Raw genomic sequence first — 19,982 nt, 5'->3', positions numbered from 1 at the left:
AGGGACAGCGATTTTGTCAGTCGCAGTCTCGGGAGGTTTGCGATGGAACAAGTTCGAAACCTGACCCCGGCCCCTATGTCGGGCATCATTGCATCCAGCGTCTATTCGGGCGGCAAGCGCATCGCCGACATCGCCATCGAACAGGCCGGCGAATGGGCGGCAAAACCCGGTCATGTCGTCTGGATCGGCCTGCTCGAGCCCGATCGCAACCTGCTGCTCCGGGTGCAGGCGCAATTTCACTTGCATGATTTGGCGATCGAGGATGCCGAGCATCCGCATGCGCGCCCGAAGATCGAGCAATATGGCGACGCCCTCTTCATCGTTGCCCGCACCGCGCAATTGATCGACGGCCGTGTCACTTTCGGCGAGACGCATCTGTTCGTCGGCGCCGGCTATATTGTCAGCGTCCGGCACGGCCCGTCGACCTCTTACGCCGCCGTGCGCCAGCACTGGGAGAGCTGCCCGCATTCGCTCGCCAAAGGCGAGGATTTCGTCCTCTACGCCATCCTCGACTTCATCGTCGACAACTACATGCCGGTGCTGGAGCAGATCGAGGACGAGGTCGAGGCGATCGAGGACAAGGTGCTTCTGAAGCCGATGACCGGTTCCGATATCGAGCGGCTTTACATGCTGCGCCGCGATCTGCTGCGGCTGCGCAATGCGGCGCTGCCGCTGGTCGAGGTCTGCCGTCGGCTGACAAGCGCCGACCTGCCGCAGATACATGCCGCCATGCATCCGCTGTTTCGCGACGTGACCGACCACATCCGCACCGTGCAGGAAAAGATCGACTCGCTGCGCGAGGTTCTGGCCTTCGCTTTCGAAGCCAGTCTGCTGGTCGGGCAGAGCCAGGAAACCGCAATATCCAAGAAGCTCGCCTCATGGGCCGCCATCCTGGCGGTGCCCACGGCCTTCGCCGGCATCTACGGCATGAACTTCTCCGACATGCCGGAACTGAAGATGGAATACGGCTATCCGGCCGTCCTGGTGGCGATCGCGCTCATCTGCGCGTTCCTGTACTGGCGGTTCAAGAAGAATGGATGGCTGTGAAATAGGGAAGTAGGGCAGTAAGGGAATAGGGAGCGAGTAGCGAATAGGGAGTAGCGAGTAGGGGAAATAAGTTGCCCTTTTCGCGAAACTCTATCCAGTTCTATTCGCTATTCGCTATTCGCTATTCGCTATTCGCTATTCGCTCAACGCGCCCTGCGCCGCTCCCCTGCCGGCTGGAACGCCACCCGGGAATGATACTTGCAATAGGGTCCCGTTTCGGCGGCGTCGTTGCCGCAGAAGTTGAAGTCTTCCGACAGCGGATCGCCGTTCGGCCATTTGCAGGTGCGTTCGGTCAGCTCGACGAGCTGCAGATGCCGCGAGATCGGCACGACCACGTTCTCGACCGGTCGGATGTAGTGGCGCGCGACCGGCTCGGCGTCGAACTGCACCTGCAGCGCGGTGGCGCCGATGGTGGTGGTCACGTGACGCGTGGCACTCGCGGCGCGGGTCACCGATTTCTGCATCGAGGCGCCTTGCGTCGCCTTCTTCTGGCGCGCCGGAGCGGCCGTTGCGCGGCCGCGGCCCGACAGCTTCAGGCGATGCACCTTGCCGATGACGGCGTTGCGGCTCACCCCGCCGAGCTGTGCGGCGATCTGGCTGGCGCTCAGACCCTCCGACCACAATTTCCTGAGAAGTTCGACCCGCTCGTCAGTCCAGTTCATGAGACCGCGCTCCTGCTGAGGCGTACGGCAGTCAGAATCCTTTCCCGCCCCCGGCTCTCGCCGGGCAAACAACACCACATATACCGGGTGATTAGGTCCGCCGCACGAAATCTAGTTATTTCTCGACTACAAATACCTTATGCGCTGACTCGGTGACAAGAGTCCCCAGGGCAACACGATTCGGTTTTTTCGGTTTTCCCCAACTTGCCGGCCTACTTATGAACCGGCGTGGCGTCAGGGGCTTGCCACGCGCTTCTGCGTGACGTTTTCGTTGACTTCATGGCCGAAAAACATGATAAGCCGCAAAGGCCGCCGCATTGGCGGCTTTTTTGATTTCCGGTTCCGGAGACGCATATAATGAGCGGTTCGGCGCTTTACGAGACCTTTGCCCGCGCACCCCTGGCGTTCGACCGTGGGGAGGGGACCTGGCTGGTCACCGACAAGGGCGAGCGATATCTCGACTTCGCCGGCGGCATCGCGGTGAATTCGCTGGGCCACAGCCATCCGCATCTGGTCGCGGCGCTCACCGGGCAGGCCGCCAAGCTGTGGCACGTCTCCAACCTCTATGAGATCCCGGAACAGCGCCGGCTGGGCGAGCGGCTGACTGAGGCGACCTTTGCAGACAAGGTGTTCTTCACCAATTCCGGTGCCGAGGCACTGGAATGCGCCATCAAGACGGCCAGGCGCTATCAATTCGTCAAGGGCCGTCCCGAGCGCTTCCGCATCATCACCTTCGAGGGTGCCTTTCACGGCCGCACGCTGGCGACGATCGCCGCCGGCGGCCAGTACAAATACCTCGAAGGCTTCGGCCCGAAGGTCGAGGGATTCGACCAGGTGGCTTTCGACGATATCGACGCCGCTGAAAAGGCGATCACGCCGGAGACCGCGGCGATCCTGATCGAGCCGGTGCAAGGCGAGGGCGGCATACGCCCGGTGCCGACGCAATCGCTGAAGCGGCTGCGTCAGCTCTGCGACAAGCACGGCCTGCTTTTGATCTTCGACGAGGTCCAGTGCGGCATCGGTCGCACCGGCAAGCTGTTCGCGCATGAATGGTCAGGCGTCACGCCCGATCTGATGGCGATCGCCAAGGGCATCGGCGGCGGCTTTCCGATGGGTGCCTGCCTTGCCACCGACGAGGCGGCGACCGGCATGACGGCCGGCGTGCACGGCACCACCTTCGGCGGCAATCCGCTGGCGATGGCCGTCGGCAACGCCGTGCTCGACGTGGTGCTGGCCGACGGCTTCCTCGAGGACGTGCAGCGCAAGGCGCTGCTTCTGAAGCAGGGGCTGGCCGGCGTCGCGGATGAATTTCCCGAGGTCATCGAGGGCATCAGGGGAACCGGCCTGATGCTCGGCCTGAAATGCGCTATGCCCAACACCAAGGTGAACATGGCGCTGCGCGACCAGCACCTGCTTGCCGTGCCGGCGGGCGACAACGTCATCCGCCTCCTGCCGCCCCTCACCGTCACCGACGAGGAGATCGGCGAAGCGCTGGAGCGCATTCGCGCCGGCGCCAAGGGCCTGACCGACGCGATTGTCGCCGAAGCCGCGAAATAATTTCTGGAACCTGCCGATGAGTGTTCGCCACTTCACCGATCTGTCCGCCGTTTCGGCGGGCGACCTGCGCATCATGCTGGATGACGCGGTGGCGCGAAAGACCAGGCTGAAGGCGGGCGAGCGTTCAAAACCGCTCGACGGCAAGGTGCTGGCCATGATCTTTGACAAGCCGTCGACGCGCACGCGCGTGTCCTTCGATGTCGGCATGCGCCAGCTCGGCGGCGAAACCATCATGCTGACCGGCACCGAGATGCAGCTCGGCCGCTCGGAGACCATTGCCGACACGGCAAAAGTGCTGTCGCGCTATGTCGACGCCATCATGATCCGCACCACCTCGCATGACCGGCTGCTGGAGCTCACCGAGCACGCCACCGTTCCGGTCATCAACGGGCTGACCGACGACACACATCCCTGCCAGCTCATGGCCGACATCATGACCTATGAGGAGCATCGCGGTCCGGTGGCCGGCAAGACCTTTGCCTGGACCGGCGACGGCAACAATGTGCTGCATTCGCTGCTCGAAGCCTCGGCGCGGTTCCGCTTCAACCTCAATGTCGCGGTGCCGGAGGGCAGCGAGCCTTTCGAGAAATATGTTGACTGGTCGAAAGCCAATGGCGGCAAGGTCCGGTTTGCCAAGTCGGCCGAGGAAGCCGTCGACCAAGCCGACTGCGTCGTCACCGACAGCTGGGTGTCGATGGGCCAGGAGCACCGCGCCCGTGGCCACAACGTCTTCCTGCCCTATCAGGTGAATGCGGCGCTGATGGCAAAGGCTAAGCCCGATGCGTTGTTCATGCACTGCCTGCCGGCGCATCGCGGTGAGGAAGTCACCGACGAGGTGATCGACGGGCCGCATTCGGTGGTCTTCGACGAGGCCGAGAACCGGCTGCACGCCCAGAAAGCGGTACTGGCCTGGTGTCTGGGCGCTTGATAGAGGCGGACCTGAAAGCTTCCGGTCCGATCGGGGTCAACTTGATCTGGGAATATGTGATGCCTATCTGCGGGCCATCACGTAAATTGAACGCGCTTCGACGCATGCGGCTCATCGGGCGGCATGGCTGCGCCCCGGAGTTTTGTCATGTTGGAAACCCATACCTTGGTTGAGCACAAACCCCAACTCGGTGAATTCGGCTTCGCCGGCGACGATCACGTCGTGCCTTACGAGGTCGCGCCGCTCGATGTGCGCGGCCGCACCGTGCAGCTTGGGCCGATGCTCGACGCCATCTTGAGCCGCCATAATTATCCTGAGCCGGTCGCCCGCCTGCTGGCGGAGGCCTGCGTGCTCACCGTGCTGCTCGGCACCTCGCTGAAGTTCGAAGGCAAGTTCATCCTGCAGACCCGCACCGACGGTCCGGTCGACATGCTGGTGGCCGATTTCGCCACGCCGCATGCGCTGCGCGCCTATGCGCGCTTCGACGCTGACCGGCTGCAGGCGCTGACCGCCGCCGGCGAGACCTCGCAGCAGACGCTGCTTGGCAATGGCGTGCTGGCTCTGACCATCGACCAGGGCGCGCATATGCAGCGCTACCAGGGTATCGTCCAGCTCGACGGCACCTCGCTGGAGGACGCCGCGCGCACCTATTTCCGCCAGTCGGAGCAGATCCCGACGGAGATCAAGATGTCGGTCGCCAAGCTGGTGACGCCCGGACCGGCCGGCGCGCGCGAGCAGTGGCGCGCCGGCGGCATCCTTGCGCAGTTCCTGCCGCAGGCGCCGGAGCGCATGCGCGTTCCCGATATTTCGGGCGGCGACGGCGACGACCGTGAGCTGACGGATCATCCGGCCGACAATTCCTGGCAGGAATTGCTGGCGCTGCTCGGCACCATCGAGCCGACGGAGCTGATCGACCCGACGGTGGGCGCCGAGCGGCTGCTCTACCGGCTGTTCCATGAGCATGGCGTGCGCGTTTTCAGCAGTGTGCCGGTCGCCGATCAGTGCTCCTGCTCGCGCGAAAAGATCCGCGGCATTCTGGAAGGGTTTTCGGCCGAGGAGATCAAGGACTCGACCGAGGACGGCGGCATCCACGTCGCCTGCGAGTTCTGCTCGACGCAATACGACTTCGATCCGGCCGAGTTCGCGAAGTAGCGTCTTTACTTTCTCCCCGTTCTACGGGGAGAAGGTGCCCGAAGGGCGGACGAGGGGCGGCGCCAAGGTTGGCGGTGATACGTCCGCCGTGGCGAAGCTGTTCTCCGCCTCAAGGAAATCTCAGAAGCCCGGCGCTGCCCCTCATTGCCCTGCCGGGCATTTCTCCCCGTATAGAGACGGGAAGAAAAACGCTAATTCACCGTCCGCCTTGTCCCCGGCATATCCAGCGAAAACGCCGGAATGGCGATGTCGAACGTCTCGCCGCGGCCGTTGCGCATCGTGTAATGGCCGACCATGATGCCCGACGGCGTCGAGAGCGGGCAGCCTGAAGTGTATTGATAGCTGTCGCCGGGATTGAGTTCCGGCTGATCGCCGACGACGCCGGCGCCGCGGACCTCCTCGACCCGGCCCTGGCCGTCCGTGATGTGCCAATAGCGCGACAGAAGCTGCACGAATTCGTCGGAGCGGTTGTCGATCGTCACCTGATAGCCCCAGACATAGCGGTTCTCGGACGGATCGGAACGGTCCTCCAGATAGAAGGGCCTGACCAGCACTTCGATGTTGCGCGTCACTGCGCGATACATGGGCCACTCCGGTTGCCGCCGCGGAATATATGTCACGCTCCGCTCCTATAGACGTAGCGCCGACCATCCTGCCAGCCTTGTAAGCGCAGGTGCCAAAAAACAATGTCATTTAAGTGACATACGACAATGTTGGTGTGCACAGACCGTGCCGGACGACTCGGGCGCTCTGCAACTGATGAAACGGCGGCATGCGGCCTAGAGGAATTCCAGAAAGAGTGTGAGCGGTTTTCCGTCCGGAATTGCGTGAAAACAAAGAGATAGAGTGGTTCGCCGTTTCCGTGAAACGGTGAAACTCTCTATCGGGAGTGACCAGATCTCGATGGAACTGACTATCGCAGCCGGCCTGGCTTCGTCAGCCCTTCTTCTCTTCAATCTCGCCAGCATCCTGCTCGCGTCGTCGCGGCTGAAACGGCGGCATGTCATTGCGTCGCCCGTTGGCGCGGAGCCGGTCTCGATCATTGTTCCTTCGCGCGGCGCCGAGCCGTTCACGCAGGAGACCCTGCAGCGCGCCTTCTCGCTCGACTGGCCGCGTTATGAGCTGATCTTCTGTGTCGCGCATGCCGACGACCCGGTAGTGAGGCTCATCAATGCGGCGATCGCGCGCCACCCCACGGTTCCGGCGCGGCTCCTGATCGGCGATGACCGCATCAGCGCCAATCCCAAGCTCAACAATTGCGTCAAGGGCTGGCAGGCGGCGCGGCACGATTGGGTGATCCTCGCCGATTCCAACGTGCTGATGCCGCGGGACTATGTCCAGCACCTGATGGCGGCATGGCGGCCGGACAACGGCCTCGTCTGCTCGACGCCGATCGGCTCGCGGCCGGACGGTTTTTGGGCGGAAGTCGAGTGCGCCTTCCTCAACACGCTGCAGGCGCGCTGGCAGTATGCCGGCGAGGCGCTCGGCCTCGGCTTCGCCCAAGGCAAGAGCATGCTGTGGAACAAGCCGATGCTCGACGCCAATGGCGGCATCCAGGCTTTGGCCGCCGAGATCGCCGAGGATGCGGCGGCCACCAAGCTGGTCAATGGGCTTGGCCTTCGCGTCAATCTCGTCGCCTCAGCCGCTCGGCCAGCGCAAGCTCGCCGAGATCTGGTCGCGCCAGACGCGCTGGGCGCGGCTTCGGCGGGTTACATTCGCACTGTTCTTCGCGCCGGAGATTCTGACCGGCGCGGCGATGCCGCTGCTGCTGGCGCTGCTTGCCGCGGCAGGCGCCGGCGTCAGCCTGCCCACAACGGCCTTGTGCGTGCTGGCGGTCGCCTACCTGCCGGAGTGCCTGCTGGCCTCCGCCAAGGGTTGGTACCTGTCGCCGCGCAGCATCACCGCGATGATCGTGCGCGACTTCATGCTGCCCGCCATCTGGGCGCGCGCCTGGTTCGGCGGTGCCGTCGAATGGCGCGGCAATGCCATGACCATCCGCACCAAGGCGATGACCGAGCTGGAGGAGCTCGCCTGAAGCTCCGGCCGCGGCGGTCTCAGCCTTCTATTTTGCCGCCTTGAGCGCCTGTTCGACGTCTTCCAGCAGATCGTCCGTGTCCTCCAGACCGACGGAGAGCCTGAGCGTGCCGGGGCCGATGCCGAGCTCGGCGCGCGCCTCGTCGCTGAGGTTCTTGTGCGTCGTCGTCGCCGGATGAGTGATCAGGCTCTTGGCGTCGCCGAGATTGTTCGAGATCAGCACGATGTCGAGCGCGTTCTGGAAGGCGAAGGCCGCCTGCTTGCCACCCTTGACGTCGAGGCAGATCAACGTCGAGCCGCCAGACATCTGCTTCTTGACGACGTCCGCCTGCGGGTGATCCGCCCGGCCCGGGTAGATGACGCGGGCAATCTCCGGCCGCTCGGCCAGGAAATCGGCGATCTTGCCGGCGCTCTCCGTCTGCTGGCGCACGCGCAGCGGCAGCGTCTCCAGGCCTTTGAGCAGCGTCCAGGCGTTGAAGGGCGACAGGCTCGGGCCGGTGTGGCGGAAATAGTCGTGCAGGTTCTCGTCGATCCACTTCTTGTCCGACAGAATGACGCCGCCCAGGCAGCGGCCCTGGCCGTCTATATGCTTGGTCGCCGAATAGACGACGATATGGGCGCCGAGCAGCAAGGGCTTCTGCTGCAGCGGCGTGGCGAAGACATTGTCGACGATCACCCGCGCCCCGATCGAATTGGCGAGCTTGGCGACCGCGGCGATGTCGACCACCTCCAGCGTCGGATTGGTGGGGCTTTCCAGGAAGAACAGCTTGGTGTTCGGCCTTACCGCTTTTTCCCAATTGGCGATGTCGGTGCCGTCGACCAGCGTCGCCTGGATGCCGTAGCGCGGTGCCAGCGTCTCGACCACCCAGCGACAGGAACCGAACAGCGCCCGCGCCGCAACGATGTGGTCGCCGGCCTTCACGCTGCACAGCAGCGCGGCGGAAACGGCGGCCATGCCGGAGGCGGTGGCGCGGGCATCCTCGGCGTCTTCCAGAGCGCACATGCGCTTTTCGAACATGTCGACGGTCGGGTTGGCGTAGCGCGAATAGATGAAGCCCGGCTCCTCGCCCTTGAAGCGAGCCTCCGCAGCCTGCGCCGTCTCATAGACATAGCCTTGGGTGAGATACATCGCCTCGGAGGTCTCGCCGAAGCCGGAACGCAACGTTCCGCCATGCACGAGTGCCGTCTGAGGTTTCCAATTGCGCTTCTTGATGCTCATAGCCCTGCTTTCAGACACAAAAAAACCGGCCGCGAAGTCGCAACCGGGTCCATATAGCCTTGCGGCTCGACGGTCCTTTAGCGACTTGTTTAACGTGGCTGCAAGCCGACCGGCCAAATCACCACGGGATAACGACCCTTTAGACCCGCGCCGTGCTTGCGTCAATTGCCGGCTTCATTAAGAGGTTTGTACCAGCCGGGCGGCAAGAGCCAGCTTAGATCCTCGCCCGGCCTTGTGAACGGAGCCAGCCTTTGCGGCAGACAGGCATTCTTCCGGATCAGGACATCGCGGCGCTGTTTCAATCCGGCGCGCTGAAGTCGCCGCGCGCGCTGGACTCGGACCAGATACAGCCGGCCAGCCTTGATCTGAGGCTCGGCGACAAGGCGTTTCGCGTGCGCGCTTCCTTTCTGCCGGGGCCTGATCATCTGGTCGCCGACAAGCTCGACCGGTTGAAGCTGCATGAGATCGGCCTCGCCGAGGGGGCGGTGCTGGAAACAGGCTGCGTCTACATCGTGCCGCTGCTCGAAAGCCTGGCGCTGCCTTCGAACGTGTCGGCCTCGGCCAATCCGAAGAGCTCGACCGGGCGTCTCGACATTTTCACCCGGGTGATGACCGATCGCGGCCACGAGTTCGACAAGATCGCCGCCGGCTATCACGGGCCACTCTATCTCGAGGTCAGCCCGCGCACCTTCCCGATCGTCGTGCGCGCCGGCTCTCGCCTTTCGCAGATACGCTTCCGCACCGGCAATGCGGTGCTGTCGGAGAGTGAGCTGCGCGACCTTCACCGCGCCGAGATGCTGGTCGCCACCGAGCCTCCCAATATTTCCGGCGGCGGCATCGCGCTGTCGATCGATCTCGACGGCGACAAGGACGGTCTCGTCGGTTATCGCGGCAAGCACCACACCGGCCTGGTCGACGTCGACAAGCGCGCCGCCCAGGATGTCGTCGATTTCTGGGAGCCGATCTACAAGAGCGGCGCCGGCGAACTGGTGCTCGATCCCGACGAATTCTACATCCTGGTCTCACGCGAAGCAGTGCATGTACCGCCGCTCTACGCTGCCGAGATGACGCCGTTCGATCCGCTGGTCGGCGAGTTCCGCGTCCACTATGCCGGCTTCTTCGATCCGGGCTTCGGCCATTCCGCCGCCGGCGGCAGCGGCAGCCGCGCGGTGCTCGAAGTGCGCAGCCACGAGGTGCCTTTTATCCTCGATCACGGCCAGATCGTCGGCCGCCTAGTCTACGAGCATATGCTGAAGCGCCCGCAGGCGCTTTACGGCACCGATCTCGGCTCGAACTATCAGGCGCAGGGCCTGAAGCTTTCCAAGCATTTCAGGGCAGCGCGGTGAGCGCCGCTGAGTTCGGTTGGCAGTCAGCCGCGAAACAGAAATCGTTGAGCTGCGCCCAGACAGGCGTGAAAGTGGCCGATGTAGAGCAGCTCGCGCTCAGCCAGGCGCTTCCTGCCCCAAAACCCTTCGGTTTGCTTGGTCTCATCAAGCTGGGAGCTTGAGCCCGCCCGCAGGGGGAACAACTGCTTGTCGAGGCATCCGAGGACATAGGCTCGCGCGGAGTCTATGCCGCAGGCCTTGGCCTTGTCGTTCAGTTTGTCGGCGCGCAGCGCGGACGTTATCCGATCCGCATTGCGCATCAAAAAGGTCACTTGCGGTTTCGAATAGCCGGTGGCGAGAAGCTGGCTCGTCATCCCCGATCGGGCTTGGCTGTAGGACTTCGGGCTGCATTTGGCGGCGCTGTGAGCCGTGGAAGACATGCAGGCGAGGGCAAGCATCAAGCCCACCAACACAGCGCCGATCCGCTTCCGGTCCATTTCCTCCCAGGCCTTGGCGCTACAGCGCCTTCACCGCCACCTTCACCGGCTTCTCGATCTCCAGCGGATTGCGCAGCGGCAGGCCGAAATCCGGCGCCTCGATCTCGAACGTATCGCCGGCCTCCGTCTTGATGCCGTCAGCGAAGGAGAGCGTCGCGGTGCCGAACATATGCACATGCACGTCGCCCGGCTGCCGGAACGCCGAATATTTGAAATGGTGGTGCTCGAGATTGGCAATGGTGTGCGACATGTTCGCCTCGCCCGACAGGAACGGCTTTTCCCAGAGCAGCTTGCCGTCGCGCCAGATGCGCGAGGCGCCGCGGATGTCGGCGGGCAGGTCGCCGATCAAGATTTCAGGGCCGAACGAGGCATTGCGCAGCTTGGAATGGGCGAGGAACAGATAATTCACCCGCTCGGTGACGTGATCGGAGAACTCGTTCGACAGCGTGAAGCCGACGCGGAACGGCGCGCCGTCATCGCCGATCACATAGATGCCGGCGATCTCGGGCTCCTCGCCGCCGTCTTGCGCGAAGGCCGGAGACATCAGCGGCGCGCCCGGCGCCACCGCCATCGTGCCGTTGCCCTTGTAGAACCATTCCGGCTGCACGCCGACCTGGCCTTTGGCCGGCTTGCCACCTTCGAGACCCATGCGGAACATCTTCATGGAATCGGTGAGTTCCGCCTCGCCGCCCTCGCTGAGCTTCTTGTGCATGGAATCGCGCGTTGCCGCGGAGCCGAGATGCGTCAGCCCCGTGCCGGTGAGATGCAGGTGCGCGGGATCCGGATGGTTGATCGGCGAGACCAGCCTGCCCCTCTTATAGACGGCATCGAGATCGACCGTCTCGCCATAGCCCTTGCGCTCGATCAATGCCTCGAGGCCTGTGCCGGTGCGCGCGGCCTCCATGGCCAGCGAATAGACGCTGCGCGCGCCATTGATGACCCTGGTCTTGCCGCCGCCATTGCGGGCGACGACGCGGATCGTCTCGGCGTCGTCGAGGATCTGGGAGATCAGCATGTTCAATCCTCTCTCATTTCTACGGCTGCCTGCGGGCAAACCTTACCGGGCGCGGCGTGGAGCGATCCACGCCACGGTTGAATTTCTTCGTCCGGATTGCGCTCGCGAGCCTGGTCCTTGTCGGGACTTCTTGACGCCGACGGGCTGCCGGCAGCTTCGCGATCTGAAACCCGTATGCCTCCTGAACCTTGCTCCGGCCCTTAAGCCTTGTTCTTGTTGTAGACGTCGAAGATGACCGCGCCGAGCAGCACCAGACCCTTGACCACCTGCTGCCAGTCGACATTGACGCCCATGATCGACATGCCGTTGTTCATCACGCCCATGATGAAGCCGCCGACCACCGCGCCGATCACCTGGCCGACGCCGCCCATTGCCGAGGCGCCGCCGATGAAGACCGCCGCAATGACGTCGAGCTCGCTGCCGAGACCCGCCGCCGGCACGGCCTGGCCGAGGCGCGCCGCGATGATCAGGCCGCCCAGCGCTGACAGCACGCCCATATTGATGAAGACGAGCAGCGTCAGCCTTTCGGTGTTGATGCCCGAGAGCTGCGCGGCCTTGGCGTTGCCGCCCATGGCATAGATGCGGCGGCCGATGGTCATACGTTTGGTGACGAAGACGAAGAGCGAGATCAGCACGCCCATCACCAGCAGCACGACCGGCAGGCCCCTGTAGCTGGCGAACTGGAAGACCAGGAAGAGCGCCAGCGCGCTGCCGACCAGCGTCTTGATGACGAAGAGCGGGAAGGGCTCCGCCTCATAGCCATGACGCTCGCGCTTGCGCCGCGTCCGGAAGCCGAAATAGGCATATGCGAGGACCGCGATCAGACCGAGCACGACCGTCGTCATATGCAGTGTCAAGCCGCTGCCGACGATCGTCTTGCCGGCGGCATTCACCGTCGGCGGGATCAGCGTCAGCGGACCGATGACGTCCGGGATAAAACCCGAGCTCAGCGCCTTGAAGCTGTCCGGCAGCGGGCCGACCGAGGAGCCGCCGCCAAGCAGCGCCTGGCAGATGCCGCGGAAGATCAGCATGCCCGCCAGCGTCACGATGAAGCTCGGGATCCGGTGATAGGCGATCCAGTAGCCTTGCGCCGCGCCGATCAGCGCGCCGACGATCAGGCAGACAATCGAGACCACCAGCGGATTCGAGAATATCCCGAGCGGCCAGATGACCATCATCATCGCCGCCAGCGCGCCGATGAAGCCGGCGACCGATCCCACGCTGAGGTCGATATAGCCGGCGACGATCACCAAGAGCATGCCGAGCGCCATCACGATGATGAACGAGTTCTGCTGCACCAGATTGCTGAGGTTGACCGGTTTGAACAGCGTTCCCGACGTCGTGTACTGGAAGAACAGCATGATCACGATCAGCGCGATGATCAGGCCGTATTCGCGCAGGTTCGTCGTCAGCGCCGACACGGCGACGCGTGGACCCTGCTTGACGTCCTCGGCGACGCCGCTCTGCGGCGCGGGAGCGCTTTCTGTGCTCATGATGCTTTTTTTCCTTCTCCCCGAACGATGGCGCGCATGATTTTTTCCTGGCTGGCGTCGCTTGCCGCCATTTCGCCGACGATGCGTCCTTCGTTCATCACATAGATGCGGTCGGTGATGCCGAGCAGTTCAGGCATTTCCGACGAGATGACGATGATCGCTTTGCCCTCGGCGGCGAGGCGGGCGATGATCGTATAGATTTCGTACTTGGCGCCGACGTCAATGCCACGCGTCGGCTCGTCGAGGATCAGCACTTCCGGATCGGCGAACAGCCATTTCGACAGCACCACCTTCTGCTGGTTGCCGCCCGAAAGATTGCCGGTCAGCTGATAGACGCTGGAGGCGCGGATGTTGGTCTTCTTGCGGTAGTCGTTGGCGACGCTCATCTCGCGCATGTCGTCGATGACGCCGCGGCTGGAAACGCCGGAGAGGTTGGCCAAAGTCACGTTGTGCTTGATGTGGTCGATGAGGTTGAGGCCGTAGGTCTTGCGATCCTCGGTGACGTAGGCGATGCGGTTCTCCACCGCTCTGCTCACCGATGAGAGGTCGAGCGGCCTGCCTCTAAGCAGAACCTCGCCGGTGATGTGCCGGCCATAGGAGCGGCCGAACAGGCTCATCGCGAATTCGGTGCGGCCGGCGCCCATCAGCCCGGCAATGCCCACCACCTCGCCCTTGCGCACATTGAGGTTGACGTTCTTGATCACCTGCCGTTCGGCGTGGATCGGGTGGTAGACCGACCAGTCCTTGACCTCGAAGATGACCTCGCCGATCTGCGGCTCTCGCGGCGGATAGCGGTCGTCGAGCGAGCGGCCGACCATCGAGGTGATGATGCGGTCTTCCGAGATATCTTTCCTCGGCAGAGTCTCGATGGTGCGCCCGTCGCGGATCACCGTCACCTTGTCGGCGACCCGGTTCACTTCGTTGAGCTTGTGCGAGATCAGGATCGAGGTCATGCCCTGTCGCTTGAACTCGAGCAGAAGGTCGAGCAGCGCCTGGCTGTCCTTTTCGCTGAGCGACGCCGTCGGCTCGTCGAGGATCAAGAGCTTCACTTCCTTGCTGAGCGCCTTGGCGATCTCGACCAGCTGCTGCTTGCCGACGCCGATATTGGTGATCAGCGTCTTGGGATCCTCCTTGAGCCCGACCTTCTTGAGCAGGGCGGCCGTGCGTGTCTCGTTGGCGTCCCAGTCGATGACGCCATAGCTGGCATGCTCATTGCCGAGGAAGATGTTTTCCGCGATCGACAGCATCGGCACCAGCGCAAGCTCCTGGTGGATGATGACGATGCCGATATGCTCGCTGTCGTGAATGCCCTTGAAATGGCATTCCTGGCCGCGGAAGATGATCTGGCCTTCATAGGTGCCGGACGGATAGACGCCCGACAGCACCTTCATCAGCGTCGACTTGCCGGCGCCGTTCTCGCCGACGACGGCGTGGATCTCACCTTCCTCGACGCTGAGATTGACGTTCGACAACGCCTTCACGCCGGGAAACGTCTTGGTGATGTCGCGCATCTCCAAAATCGTCGAGGCCATGAGGTTCTGCTCCCTGGCGCCTGCCTTCCATTCGCGGAAAGCGTCATGCGCGAAATCAACATACTGCAGTCTGGTCAGCACCGCGACCGCGCACAGCGCTGCAGAAGCCGGCAAAAACAATACCGGTGTCGCTTGTGAACGAAAAGGGGCCCTGCGGTCGCGCAGGACCCCTTCCTGTGAGGCTGGATTACTTCAGCTCGTCGGCCTTGATGTAGCCGGAGTCGACAACCAGTTCCTTGTAGTTCGACTTGTCGACCTCATGCGGCGTCAACAGGATCGAGGGAACGACCTTGACGTCGTTATTGTAGGTCTTGGTGTCGAGGCCGTCCGGCTTGCCGCCGGAGAGCACCTTGTCGACCAGCTGCACGGTGGCCTTGGCCAACTCGCGGGTGTCCTTGAACACGGTCGAGTACTGTTCGCCCGAGATGATCAGCTTGACCGAGGCGGTCTCGGCGTCCTGACCGGTCACGATCGGCCAGGGCTGTGCCTCCGTGCCGTAGCCGACGGCGCGCAGCGAAGCGGTGATGCCGCGCGACAGGCCGTCATAGGGCGACAGAACGCCATCGACGCGGCTGCCGTCCGAGTAGTTGGCCGAGAGCAGGTTGTCCATGCGCGCCTGGGCGGTGGCGGCGAGCCAGCGCAGCGTGCCTACCTTGTCCATGCCCATCTGGCCGGACTTGATCTTGATCGAACCGTCGTCGATCAGCGGCTGCAGGACCGACATCGCGCCATTGTAGAAGAAGAAGGCATTGTTGTCGTCCGGCGAGCCGCCGAACAGTTCGACGTTCCACGGCTTGGTGTTCGGGAAGCGCTCCTTGAGGCCCTTGACCAGCGAATTCGCCTGGATCACGCCGACGCCGAAATTGTCGAAGGTGGTGTAGTAGTCGACATTCGGGGTCTTCTTGATCAGACGGTCGTAGGCGACGACGACGACGCCGGCGTCATTGGCCTTCTGCAGCGCGTCGGCCATGGTGGTGCCGTCGATCGAAGCGATGATCAGCGCCTTCGGGCCCTTGGTGATTTCGTTTTCCAGCTGGCTGAGCTGGTTCGGGATATCGTCCTGCGCATATTGCAGGTCGACGGTATAGCCGAGCTTCTCGAGCTGGGATTTGACGGCGTCGCCGTCGTTGATCCAGCGCTGCGAGGTCTTGGTCGGCATCAGCACACCGATGAGGCCCTTGTCGGCTGCGTGTGCCGAATAGCTCATGGCGGCAATGCCAAGGGCCGCCACGGCGGCCAGCGTCTTGATGATCTTCACGTTACTCTCCCTGGTTGATGGACGCGACACCTCGGGGCTTCGCGGGCCGCGCAGTCGAGCAGGTGCGCTGGCGCGCCACTGTCGGCTTTATCGATCTCCGGTATCCTCCCAATCGGTCCCCCGACGCAGTTTCAATCGATACGAATTTGCTCGTTGCCGACCGTTGCGTCTCGGAACGCGCGAAGGGTGGGTCCCTTTGACATAACTGTCAAATGCGATCTTTGCTGGTTGCTATATCGAAACTGGTATAGCTTGAACGGCAGATGGAAATCCGGCGGAGAGGCCTCAATCCATGGCGGCATTGCATGATCCTGATGTGATTTCAGCAAGTTACGAGAAATTGCCGGGAGACGGCGAGACGCTGCTGCGCAGCGGCCTCAGTCTTCGGCACATGCGCATGATCACCGCGCTGGACGATCACGGCCGGGTGAGCGCCGCCGCCCAGGTCATGAACATCTCCCAGCCGGCAGCCTCGCGCATGATCGCCGAGATGGAGGCGGTGCTCGACGTGAAGTTGTGCGAGCGGCTGCCACGCGGCGTGACGCTGACCCCTTACGGCCAGGCGCTCGCTCGCCGCGCCCGCTCGATCTTGCTGGAGATGCGCGAGGCCGACCGCGAGATTGCCGAGCTCAAGGCCGGCAAGGGCGGCTCGGTGTTTCTCGGCGCGGTCACGGCGCCGGCCATCGAGCTCGCGGTGCCGGCGATCCGCGAGATTCGCCGCATCTATCCGCGCATCGAGATCACCATGCAGGTCGAAACTTCGAACGTGCTCGCCCGCGAGCTGATCGCATCGCGCCACGACTTCATCATCGCCCGCATTCCCGAGGACCTCAATCCGCGGCTTTTCGAATCGCGCGTTATCGGCGTCGAGAAAGCCTGCCTCATCGTGCGCCGCGGCCATCCGCTGGCGAGCGGCAAGGCGGTGAGGCTGGAAGACACGGCGGCCTATGACTGGGTGTTCCAGTCCGGCGGCTCGCCGCTGCGCCAGGCGATGGAAAGCAACTTTTTGAACCGCGACATCCCGCTGCCCGACCGCATCCTCAACACCTCCTCGCTGCTGCTCACCTTGGTGATGGTGGCGCAGTCCGACGCCATCGCGCCGGTCTCGATCCAGGTCGCCAAGTTCATTCAAGGCGGCGACGGGCTGGCCGGCGCCATCGACGTCGTCCAGACCGAGTTCGACATCGAAGTCCGGCCCTACAGCCTGATCACGGTCAAGAACCGCGTGCTCTCGCCCGCAGCCAAAATGCTGCACGACTTCATTTTGCGCGAGGTGGGCTAATGGAACGAGAATGCTACTTGTACGTTCAAACCGATCGGTCGCTCGCTGGAACCCGTTGCGGGTGAGGGAAGGCTGCCGATGCTCGACGGCTCGGGAGGTTTCGATGGAACGTCGGTTGTTTCTGACTGGAATGCTTGGCGTTGCGGGGGCGGCAGCGCTTGCAAGCCTGGCCGGACCAGCCAAGGCGGTTGCCGGCATCCCCAAAGGCAACGGGATTCTCGATGAATTGGACAAGCCGGATCCGGCCATCTACGAGGAGGATGACCAGGCCGATCTGCTGCAGCCAGCTCAGTACTACCGCCGTCGGTACTACCGTGACCGGTACTACCGCCGCCGCCGGCGCCGCGTTTGGAGAAGGGTCTGCCGCCGCTACTGGCGTTACGGCCGGCGTCATGTCCGCTGCTGGCGTCGCCGCGTCTGGATCGGCTTCCGGCTCTAGGGGCCTACCGGGTGAATCGCTGACTGGGTCTTGCATGGTGTGCAAGACCCAAACCTTCGCTTACAGACAGCCGAATTCACCCTCGCGCAAACTGCTCGGCCTGAGGGTCGACCCAATGCAATTCCGCCCCGCGATCCCCCGGCAGCCGACCCGAATCGGTTGCGCAATTTGGTCCCTTGGTGAGGTCTGACTCAACCTGTCCGGCGCAAGCTGGAGCGGGTAGCGGGAATCGAACCCGCGCGTTCAGCTTGGGAAGCTAGCCCTTTCGGCATGATACCAGAAGCTTGGCTGTAAAACCGTGCCAAACCGGTGCAAAGCAAATCAATAGGTTACGGTGCAGTTGTAAAACCTATTGACCGCCTACTTTTTGAACGCCGGCATCGCCCGGCGTATCGCGACCTCGTGCGAGCCGCACATTGGGCGGCGGACCTTGCCCCTGAGTTCAGAAACCAGGTAGGCCCGGCCGACAGGCCCTTTTTGTTGAGCACGATCGTCTCGCCGTCGAGAATGAAGTTTTCCGCTGTCAGCGCGAGCCAACGCCGCCGTTACGCATGAAGACATCCCCAAACGGCAATATCAGATCAGGGTTTCGCAGCGCACATCTGAATCCGCCCATCTTATAGGTTGCCCCCTCGGTCCGCAGCGAGCACCGAGCTAAACATCTGCGCGTAGTGCTCCGCCTGCACGCGCCAATCCCACTCCCGGATCGTCTTGATCATGCGGACGGCCATCCGCGACCCGAGCGATGGCGTGTCCCGCAACACGGCGAGCTTGTTCGCAAGCCCTTCCGCAGTTCCATCGAAGAACAGTCCGTTGTCGCCATCCCGGATCAACTCGGGCATGTTTCCCACACGGGTCGTCACCAAGGGGACACCGCATGCCGCCGCTTCCAAACATGGATTGGGAGTGCCTTCGCTGCGACTGGCGCAGACATAAACGTCGAGATCCCGGTAGAAGTCGAGCATCTCGTCGCGGTTACGCCAGCGTTGCTCCCGAACCGCAGTCAGTAGTCTCACGCCCGGCATGGCAGCGACCGCGGGTTCAATGACATCGTGGAAGCCGCGATGTGCCGGACCATGGTTGCTGAGACTTCCCGCCCATCCGACGCGGAGCTCGCCAGAACAGGGTCGTGGCTCCTGTGTAGGACAAAAGAATGTCGTGTCGACTCCGTTGGGCGTGTAGTGGACCGGAACACGCAGTAGAGGACCGTATTCGTGCTCAAGCCTCCGATTATTGACAAAAACAGCGCGCGCCAGCCGCTGCAGGGTGGCGAGCCCGGGCTCGCGGAATTCGCCCTCCAGCTCTCTGTGGCTGCAGATCCCGATCAGCAGCCTATCAGACCGCCGGGCGAGGATCGATTCCGGTAGGGGCAGCTTCGCGATTTGGAACCAATAAAAGATGAGCACGATGTCCGCGGCGTTTACGTCGGACTCAGTCACATCGTGCTGAAATCGCTTGATGATCTCGAACCTTCTTTCCAGCACGCGCCGGAGATTTTGGGTCTTACTATCGATCGCCCAGCCGGGCCGGTCAGCGATCGCCAGGATGCGGGGGAGGTGCACATCGCTCACGAGGCGTACCGCTCAAGCCAATGAGCCGACCATGGATTGGACTCGTCCAGATCGTCGTCCGTTGCAATGGTGCGTACCTGGGTAGTATCCGGCAGCTCGATATCCCCTGGTCGCAAGCGGGGGCGCCATCCGTGCCAACCAAGACCATAGATCTCCTCGCTCAGGTACCGGCGGCCAGAATACTTGCGCGCGGCGTGCTCTGCGCTCAGGAACAGATAATGCTTCATGCGAAAACGTTCGGGGTAGAGCCGCACCGGACCCCCGAAGCGTATGCGATGGCCGCCTGACCACGCAATCTCCATAGGGCCGTCCTGTCTCTTGTACGCACGGACGCAGTGTGGGGAGGTCGGCCGGAACGGGTAATAGGTCCGCAGCGTGTGTTGATAATCGGAATTGTCGTGATCGGGGGCTTCCCTAGTAGGAATGAACGTGAACTCGGAAGACTCGATCGCATTGAAGCCGAGTGAGTCGGCTGCCGCAATGGCGGAGACCAATGACGAGTGCGAAGTCGGCGGAAGGTGGATCTCGTCAGCGTCAAGATGCATGAACCAGTCTGCTTCGAGCGACTGAAATAGTTCCTCCTTGCGACGAAGAAGGTGCTCCCAGCAATACCAGCCGCTATGCGGGATGCTTTCGAATCCTATCAATCCGGCTCCGCGGTAGCGCTGGGCAATCTCAAGCGTTCGGTCCGTCGACTGATTATCGCAGATGTAGACCTGCACGCCTTGACGAAACAGATTCTCAAGACATCCGGCGACAAACCGCTCTTCGTTGCGTGTTGTAAGGACCGCGACGACTCGCGGGGAATTACGGTCACGCGCAGCATTCGCAGTGTGGGTATTGAGATCGACCAAGCCCCTCAATCCTTCGTTGTCTGCTTCCAGACGCCATGCTGGCTGATCAACTGATATGGCCTAGTTAATGAACTTGGCCGGAATGACAAGTCTGAAGGCTCAGAGCGGCCCCCGTCG

At 62.9% G+C, this 19,982-nt stretch carries 17 protein-coding genes, 1 pseudogene and 1 riboswitch; of the genes and pseudogenes, 8 read left to right on the top strand and 10 right to left on the bottom strand.

Annotation, left to right across the window (positions count from 1 at the left end):
* Window positions 1-42 precede the first annotated feature (42 nt).
* A complete protein-coding gene (locus tag LB553_RS10660) occupies window positions 43-1,047 on the top strand; it encodes a magnesium and cobalt transport protein CorA (RefSeq protein ID WP_095765898.1) in 1,005 nt (334 codons plus the stop codon).
* 143 nt (window positions 1,048-1,190) lie between these two features.
* Here LB553_RS10660 and LB553_RS10655 read toward each other — a convergent pair whose 3' ends face one another.
* A complete protein-coding gene (locus LB553_RS10655) occupies window positions 1,191-1,709 on the bottom strand; it encodes a GcrA family cell cycle regulator (protein ID WP_095765897.1) in 519 nt (172 codons plus the stop codon).
* Between the two features lie 357 nt (window positions 1,710-2,066).
* Between LB553_RS10655 and LB553_RS10650 the strand changes: the two genes are divergently transcribed.
* From LB553_RS10650 to LB553_RS10640, 3 genes are all read left to right on the top strand, one after another.
* On the top strand, window positions 2,067-3,266 hold the full coding sequence (locus LB553_RS10650; RefSeq protein ID WP_224512974.1) for an aspartate aminotransferase family protein: 1,200 nt from the start codon (window positions 2,067-2,069) through the stop codon (window positions 3,264-3,266).
* A gap of 16 nt (window positions 3,267-3,282) precedes the next feature.
* Window positions 3,283-4,194, top strand: a complete 912-nt coding sequence (gene argF, locus LB553_RS10645) for an ornithine carbamoyltransferase (RefSeq protein WP_224512972.1) — start codon at window positions 3,283-3,285, stop codon at window positions 4,192-4,194.
* Between the two features lie 123 nt (window positions 4,195-4,317).
* Window positions 4,318-5,346, top strand: a complete 1,029-nt coding sequence (locus LB553_RS10640; protein WP_224512970.1) for an Hsp33 family molecular chaperone — start codon at window positions 4,318-4,320, stop codon at window positions 5,344-5,346.
* A 191-nt stretch (window positions 5,347-5,537) separates the two neighbouring features.
* Here LB553_RS10640 and apaG read toward each other — a convergent pair whose 3' ends face one another.
* Window positions 5,538-5,930: a Co2+/Mg2+ efflux protein ApaG gene (apaG, locus tag LB553_RS10635; protein WP_112127899.1), complete on the bottom strand. Its 393-nt coding sequence runs from the start codon at window positions 5,928-5,930 to the stop codon at window positions 5,538-5,540.
* A gap of 319 nt (window positions 5,931-6,249) precedes the next feature.
* Between apaG and LB553_RS10630 the strand changes: the two are divergent.
* Window positions 6,250-7,381: pseudogene (locus tag LB553_RS10630) on the top strand (ceramide glucosyltransferase).
* A 27-nt stretch (window positions 7,382-7,408) separates the two neighbouring features.
* Here the strand turns inward: LB553_RS10630 and LB553_RS10625 are convergent.
* On the bottom strand, window positions 7,409-8,599 hold the full coding sequence (locus tag LB553_RS10625; RefSeq protein WP_224512968.1) for an O-succinylhomoserine sulfhydrylase: 1,191 nt from the start codon (window positions 8,597-8,599) through the stop codon (window positions 7,409-7,411).
* A 57-nt stretch (window positions 8,600-8,656) separates the two neighbouring features.
* A riboswitch (SAM riboswitch) is annotated at window positions 8,657-8,734 on the bottom strand.
* Between the two features lie 116 nt (window positions 8,735-8,850).
* On the opposite strand from LB553_RS10625, the gene LB553_RS10620 reads away from it, so the two are divergent.
* On the top strand, window positions 8,851-9,945 hold the full coding sequence (locus tag LB553_RS10620; protein ID WP_224512966.1) for a 2'-deoxycytidine 5'-triphosphate deaminase: 1,095 nt from the start codon (window positions 8,851-8,853) through the stop codon (window positions 9,943-9,945).
* 23 nt (window positions 9,946-9,968) lie between these two features.
* Here the strand turns inward: LB553_RS10620 and LB553_RS10615 are convergent, their stop codons facing one another.
* The 5 genes from LB553_RS10615 to chvE all read right to left on the bottom strand — a co-directional run bounded on the left by LB553_RS10615 (window position 9,969) and on the right by chvE (window position 15,719).
* The gene (locus LB553_RS10615) at window positions 9,969-10,421 is read right to left on the bottom strand and encodes a hypothetical protein (protein ID WP_224512964.1); all 453 of its coding nucleotides are present in this window, start codon (window positions 10,419-10,421) and stop codon (window positions 9,969-9,971) included.
* 19 nt (window positions 10,422-10,440) lie between these two features.
* The gene (araD1, locus tag LB553_RS10610) at window positions 10,441-11,436 is read right to left on the bottom strand and encodes an AraD1 family protein (protein ID WP_224512962.1); all 996 of its coding nucleotides are present in this window, start codon (window positions 11,434-11,436) and stop codon (window positions 10,441-10,443) included.
* A gap of 200 nt (window positions 11,437-11,636) precedes the next feature.
* Complete coding sequence (mmsB, locus tag LB553_RS10605; protein WP_224512960.1) at window positions 11,637-12,929, bottom strand: multiple monosaccharide ABC transporter permease; 1,293 nt, start codon at window positions 12,927-12,929, stop codon at window positions 11,637-11,639.
* Window positions 12,926-14,461, bottom strand: a complete 1,536-nt coding sequence (mmsA, locus tag LB553_RS10600) for a multiple monosaccharide ABC transporter ATP-binding protein (RefSeq protein ID WP_224513041.1) — start codon at window positions 14,459-14,461, stop codon at window positions 12,926-12,928. Before mmsA ends, mmsB begins: the two co-directional genes overlap by 4 nt.
* 187 nt (window positions 14,462-14,648) lie before the next feature.
* Window positions 14,649-15,719, bottom strand: coding sequence for a multiple monosaccharide ABC transporter substrate-binding protein (chvE, locus tag LB553_RS10595; protein ID WP_224512959.1), 1,071 nt, complete (start codon window positions 15,717-15,719; stop codon window positions 14,649-14,651).
* Window positions 15,720-16,011: 292 nt separating this feature from the next.
* Between chvE and LB553_RS10590 the strand changes: the two genes are divergently transcribed.
* Together LB553_RS10590 and LB553_RS10585 are read left to right on the top strand one after the other, a co-directional pair.
* On the top strand, window positions 16,012-17,001 hold the full coding sequence (locus LB553_RS10590) for a LysR family transcriptional regulator (protein WP_224512957.1): 990 nt from the start codon (window positions 16,012-16,014) through the stop codon (window positions 16,999-17,001).
* A 103-nt stretch (window positions 17,002-17,104) separates the two neighbouring features.
* Window positions 17,105-17,440: a protamine-2 (modular protein) gene (locus LB553_RS10585; protein ID WP_140647383.1), complete on the top strand. Its 336-nt coding sequence runs from the start codon at window positions 17,105-17,107 to the stop codon at window positions 17,438-17,440.
* A gap of 617 nt (window positions 17,441-18,057) precedes the next feature.
* Here the strand turns inward: LB553_RS10585 and LB553_RS30680 are convergent.
* Entirely contained in the window at window positions 18,058-19,011 is a 954-nt protein-coding gene (locus tag LB553_RS30680) for a glycosyltransferase family 4 protein (RefSeq protein ID WP_224512955.1), read from the bottom strand.
* Complete coding sequence (locus tag LB553_RS10575; protein WP_224512952.1) at window positions 19,008-19,865, bottom strand: glycosyltransferase family 2 protein; 858 nt, start codon at window positions 19,863-19,865, stop codon at window positions 19,008-19,010. The genes LB553_RS30680 and LB553_RS10575 overlap by 4 nt, the downstream gene beginning before the upstream one ends.
* Window positions 19,866-19,982: the final 117 nt, after the last annotated feature.

It is taken from the genome of Mesorhizobium sp. CA8 (assembly GCF_020164955.1).
Classification (GTDB): Bacteria; Pseudomonadota; Alphaproteobacteria; order Rhizobiales; family Rhizobiaceae; genus Mesorhizobium.
Note: the sequence above shows the minus strand (reverse complement) of the source record. Positions and strands in the feature narration are given on the sequence as shown.

Bases quoted from the DNA above. Each gene is read 5' to 3' on its own strand.
- LB553_RS10660 (WP_095765898.1), top strand. From the start codon at position 43: ATGGAACAAGTTCGAAACCTGACCCCGGCCCCTATGTCGGGCATCATT.
- LB553_RS10655 (WP_095765897.1), bottom strand. From the start codon at position 1,709: ATGAACTGGACTGACGAGCGGGTCGAACTTCTCAGGAAATTGTGGTCG.
- LB553_RS10650 (WP_224512974.1), top strand. From the start codon at position 2,067: ATGAGCGGTTCGGCGCTTTACGAGACCTTTGCCCGCGCACCCCTGGCG.
- argF (WP_224512972.1), top strand. From the start codon at position 3,283: ATGAGTGTTCGCCACTTCACCGATCTGTCCGCCGTTTCGGCGGGCGAC.
- LB553_RS10640 (WP_224512970.1), top strand. From the start codon at position 4,318: ATGGCTGCGCCCCGGAGTTTTGTCATGTTGGAAACCCATACCTTGGTT.
- apaG (WP_112127899.1), bottom strand. From the start codon at position 5,930: ATGTATCGCGCAGTGACGCGCAACATCGAAGTGCTGGTCAGGCCCTTC.
- LB553_RS10625 (WP_224512968.1), bottom strand. From the start codon at position 8,599: ATGAGCATCAAGAAGCGCAATTGGAAACCTCAGACGGCACTCGTGCAT.
- LB553_RS10615 (WP_224512964.1), bottom strand. From the start codon at position 10,421: ATGGACCGGAAGCGGATCGGCGCTGTGTTGGTGGGCTTGATGCTTGCC.
- araD1 (WP_224512962.1), bottom strand. From the start codon at position 11,436: ATGCTGATCTCCCAGATCCTCGACGACGCCGAGACGATCCGCGTCGTC.
- mmsB (WP_224512960.1), bottom strand. From the start codon at position 12,929: ATGAGCACAGAAAGCGCTCCCGCGCCGCAGAGCGGCGTCGCCGAGGAC.
- mmsA (WP_224513041.1), bottom strand. From the start codon at position 14,461: ATGGCCTCGACGATTTTGGAGATGCGCGACATCACCAAGACGTTTCCC.
- LB553_RS10590 (WP_224512957.1), top strand. From the start codon at position 16,012: ATGGCGGCATTGCATGATCCTGATGTGATTTCAGCAAGTTACGAGAAA.
- LB553_RS10585 (WP_140647383.1), top strand. From the start codon at position 17,105: ATGGAACGTCGGTTGTTTCTGACTGGAATGCTTGGCGTTGCGGGGGCG.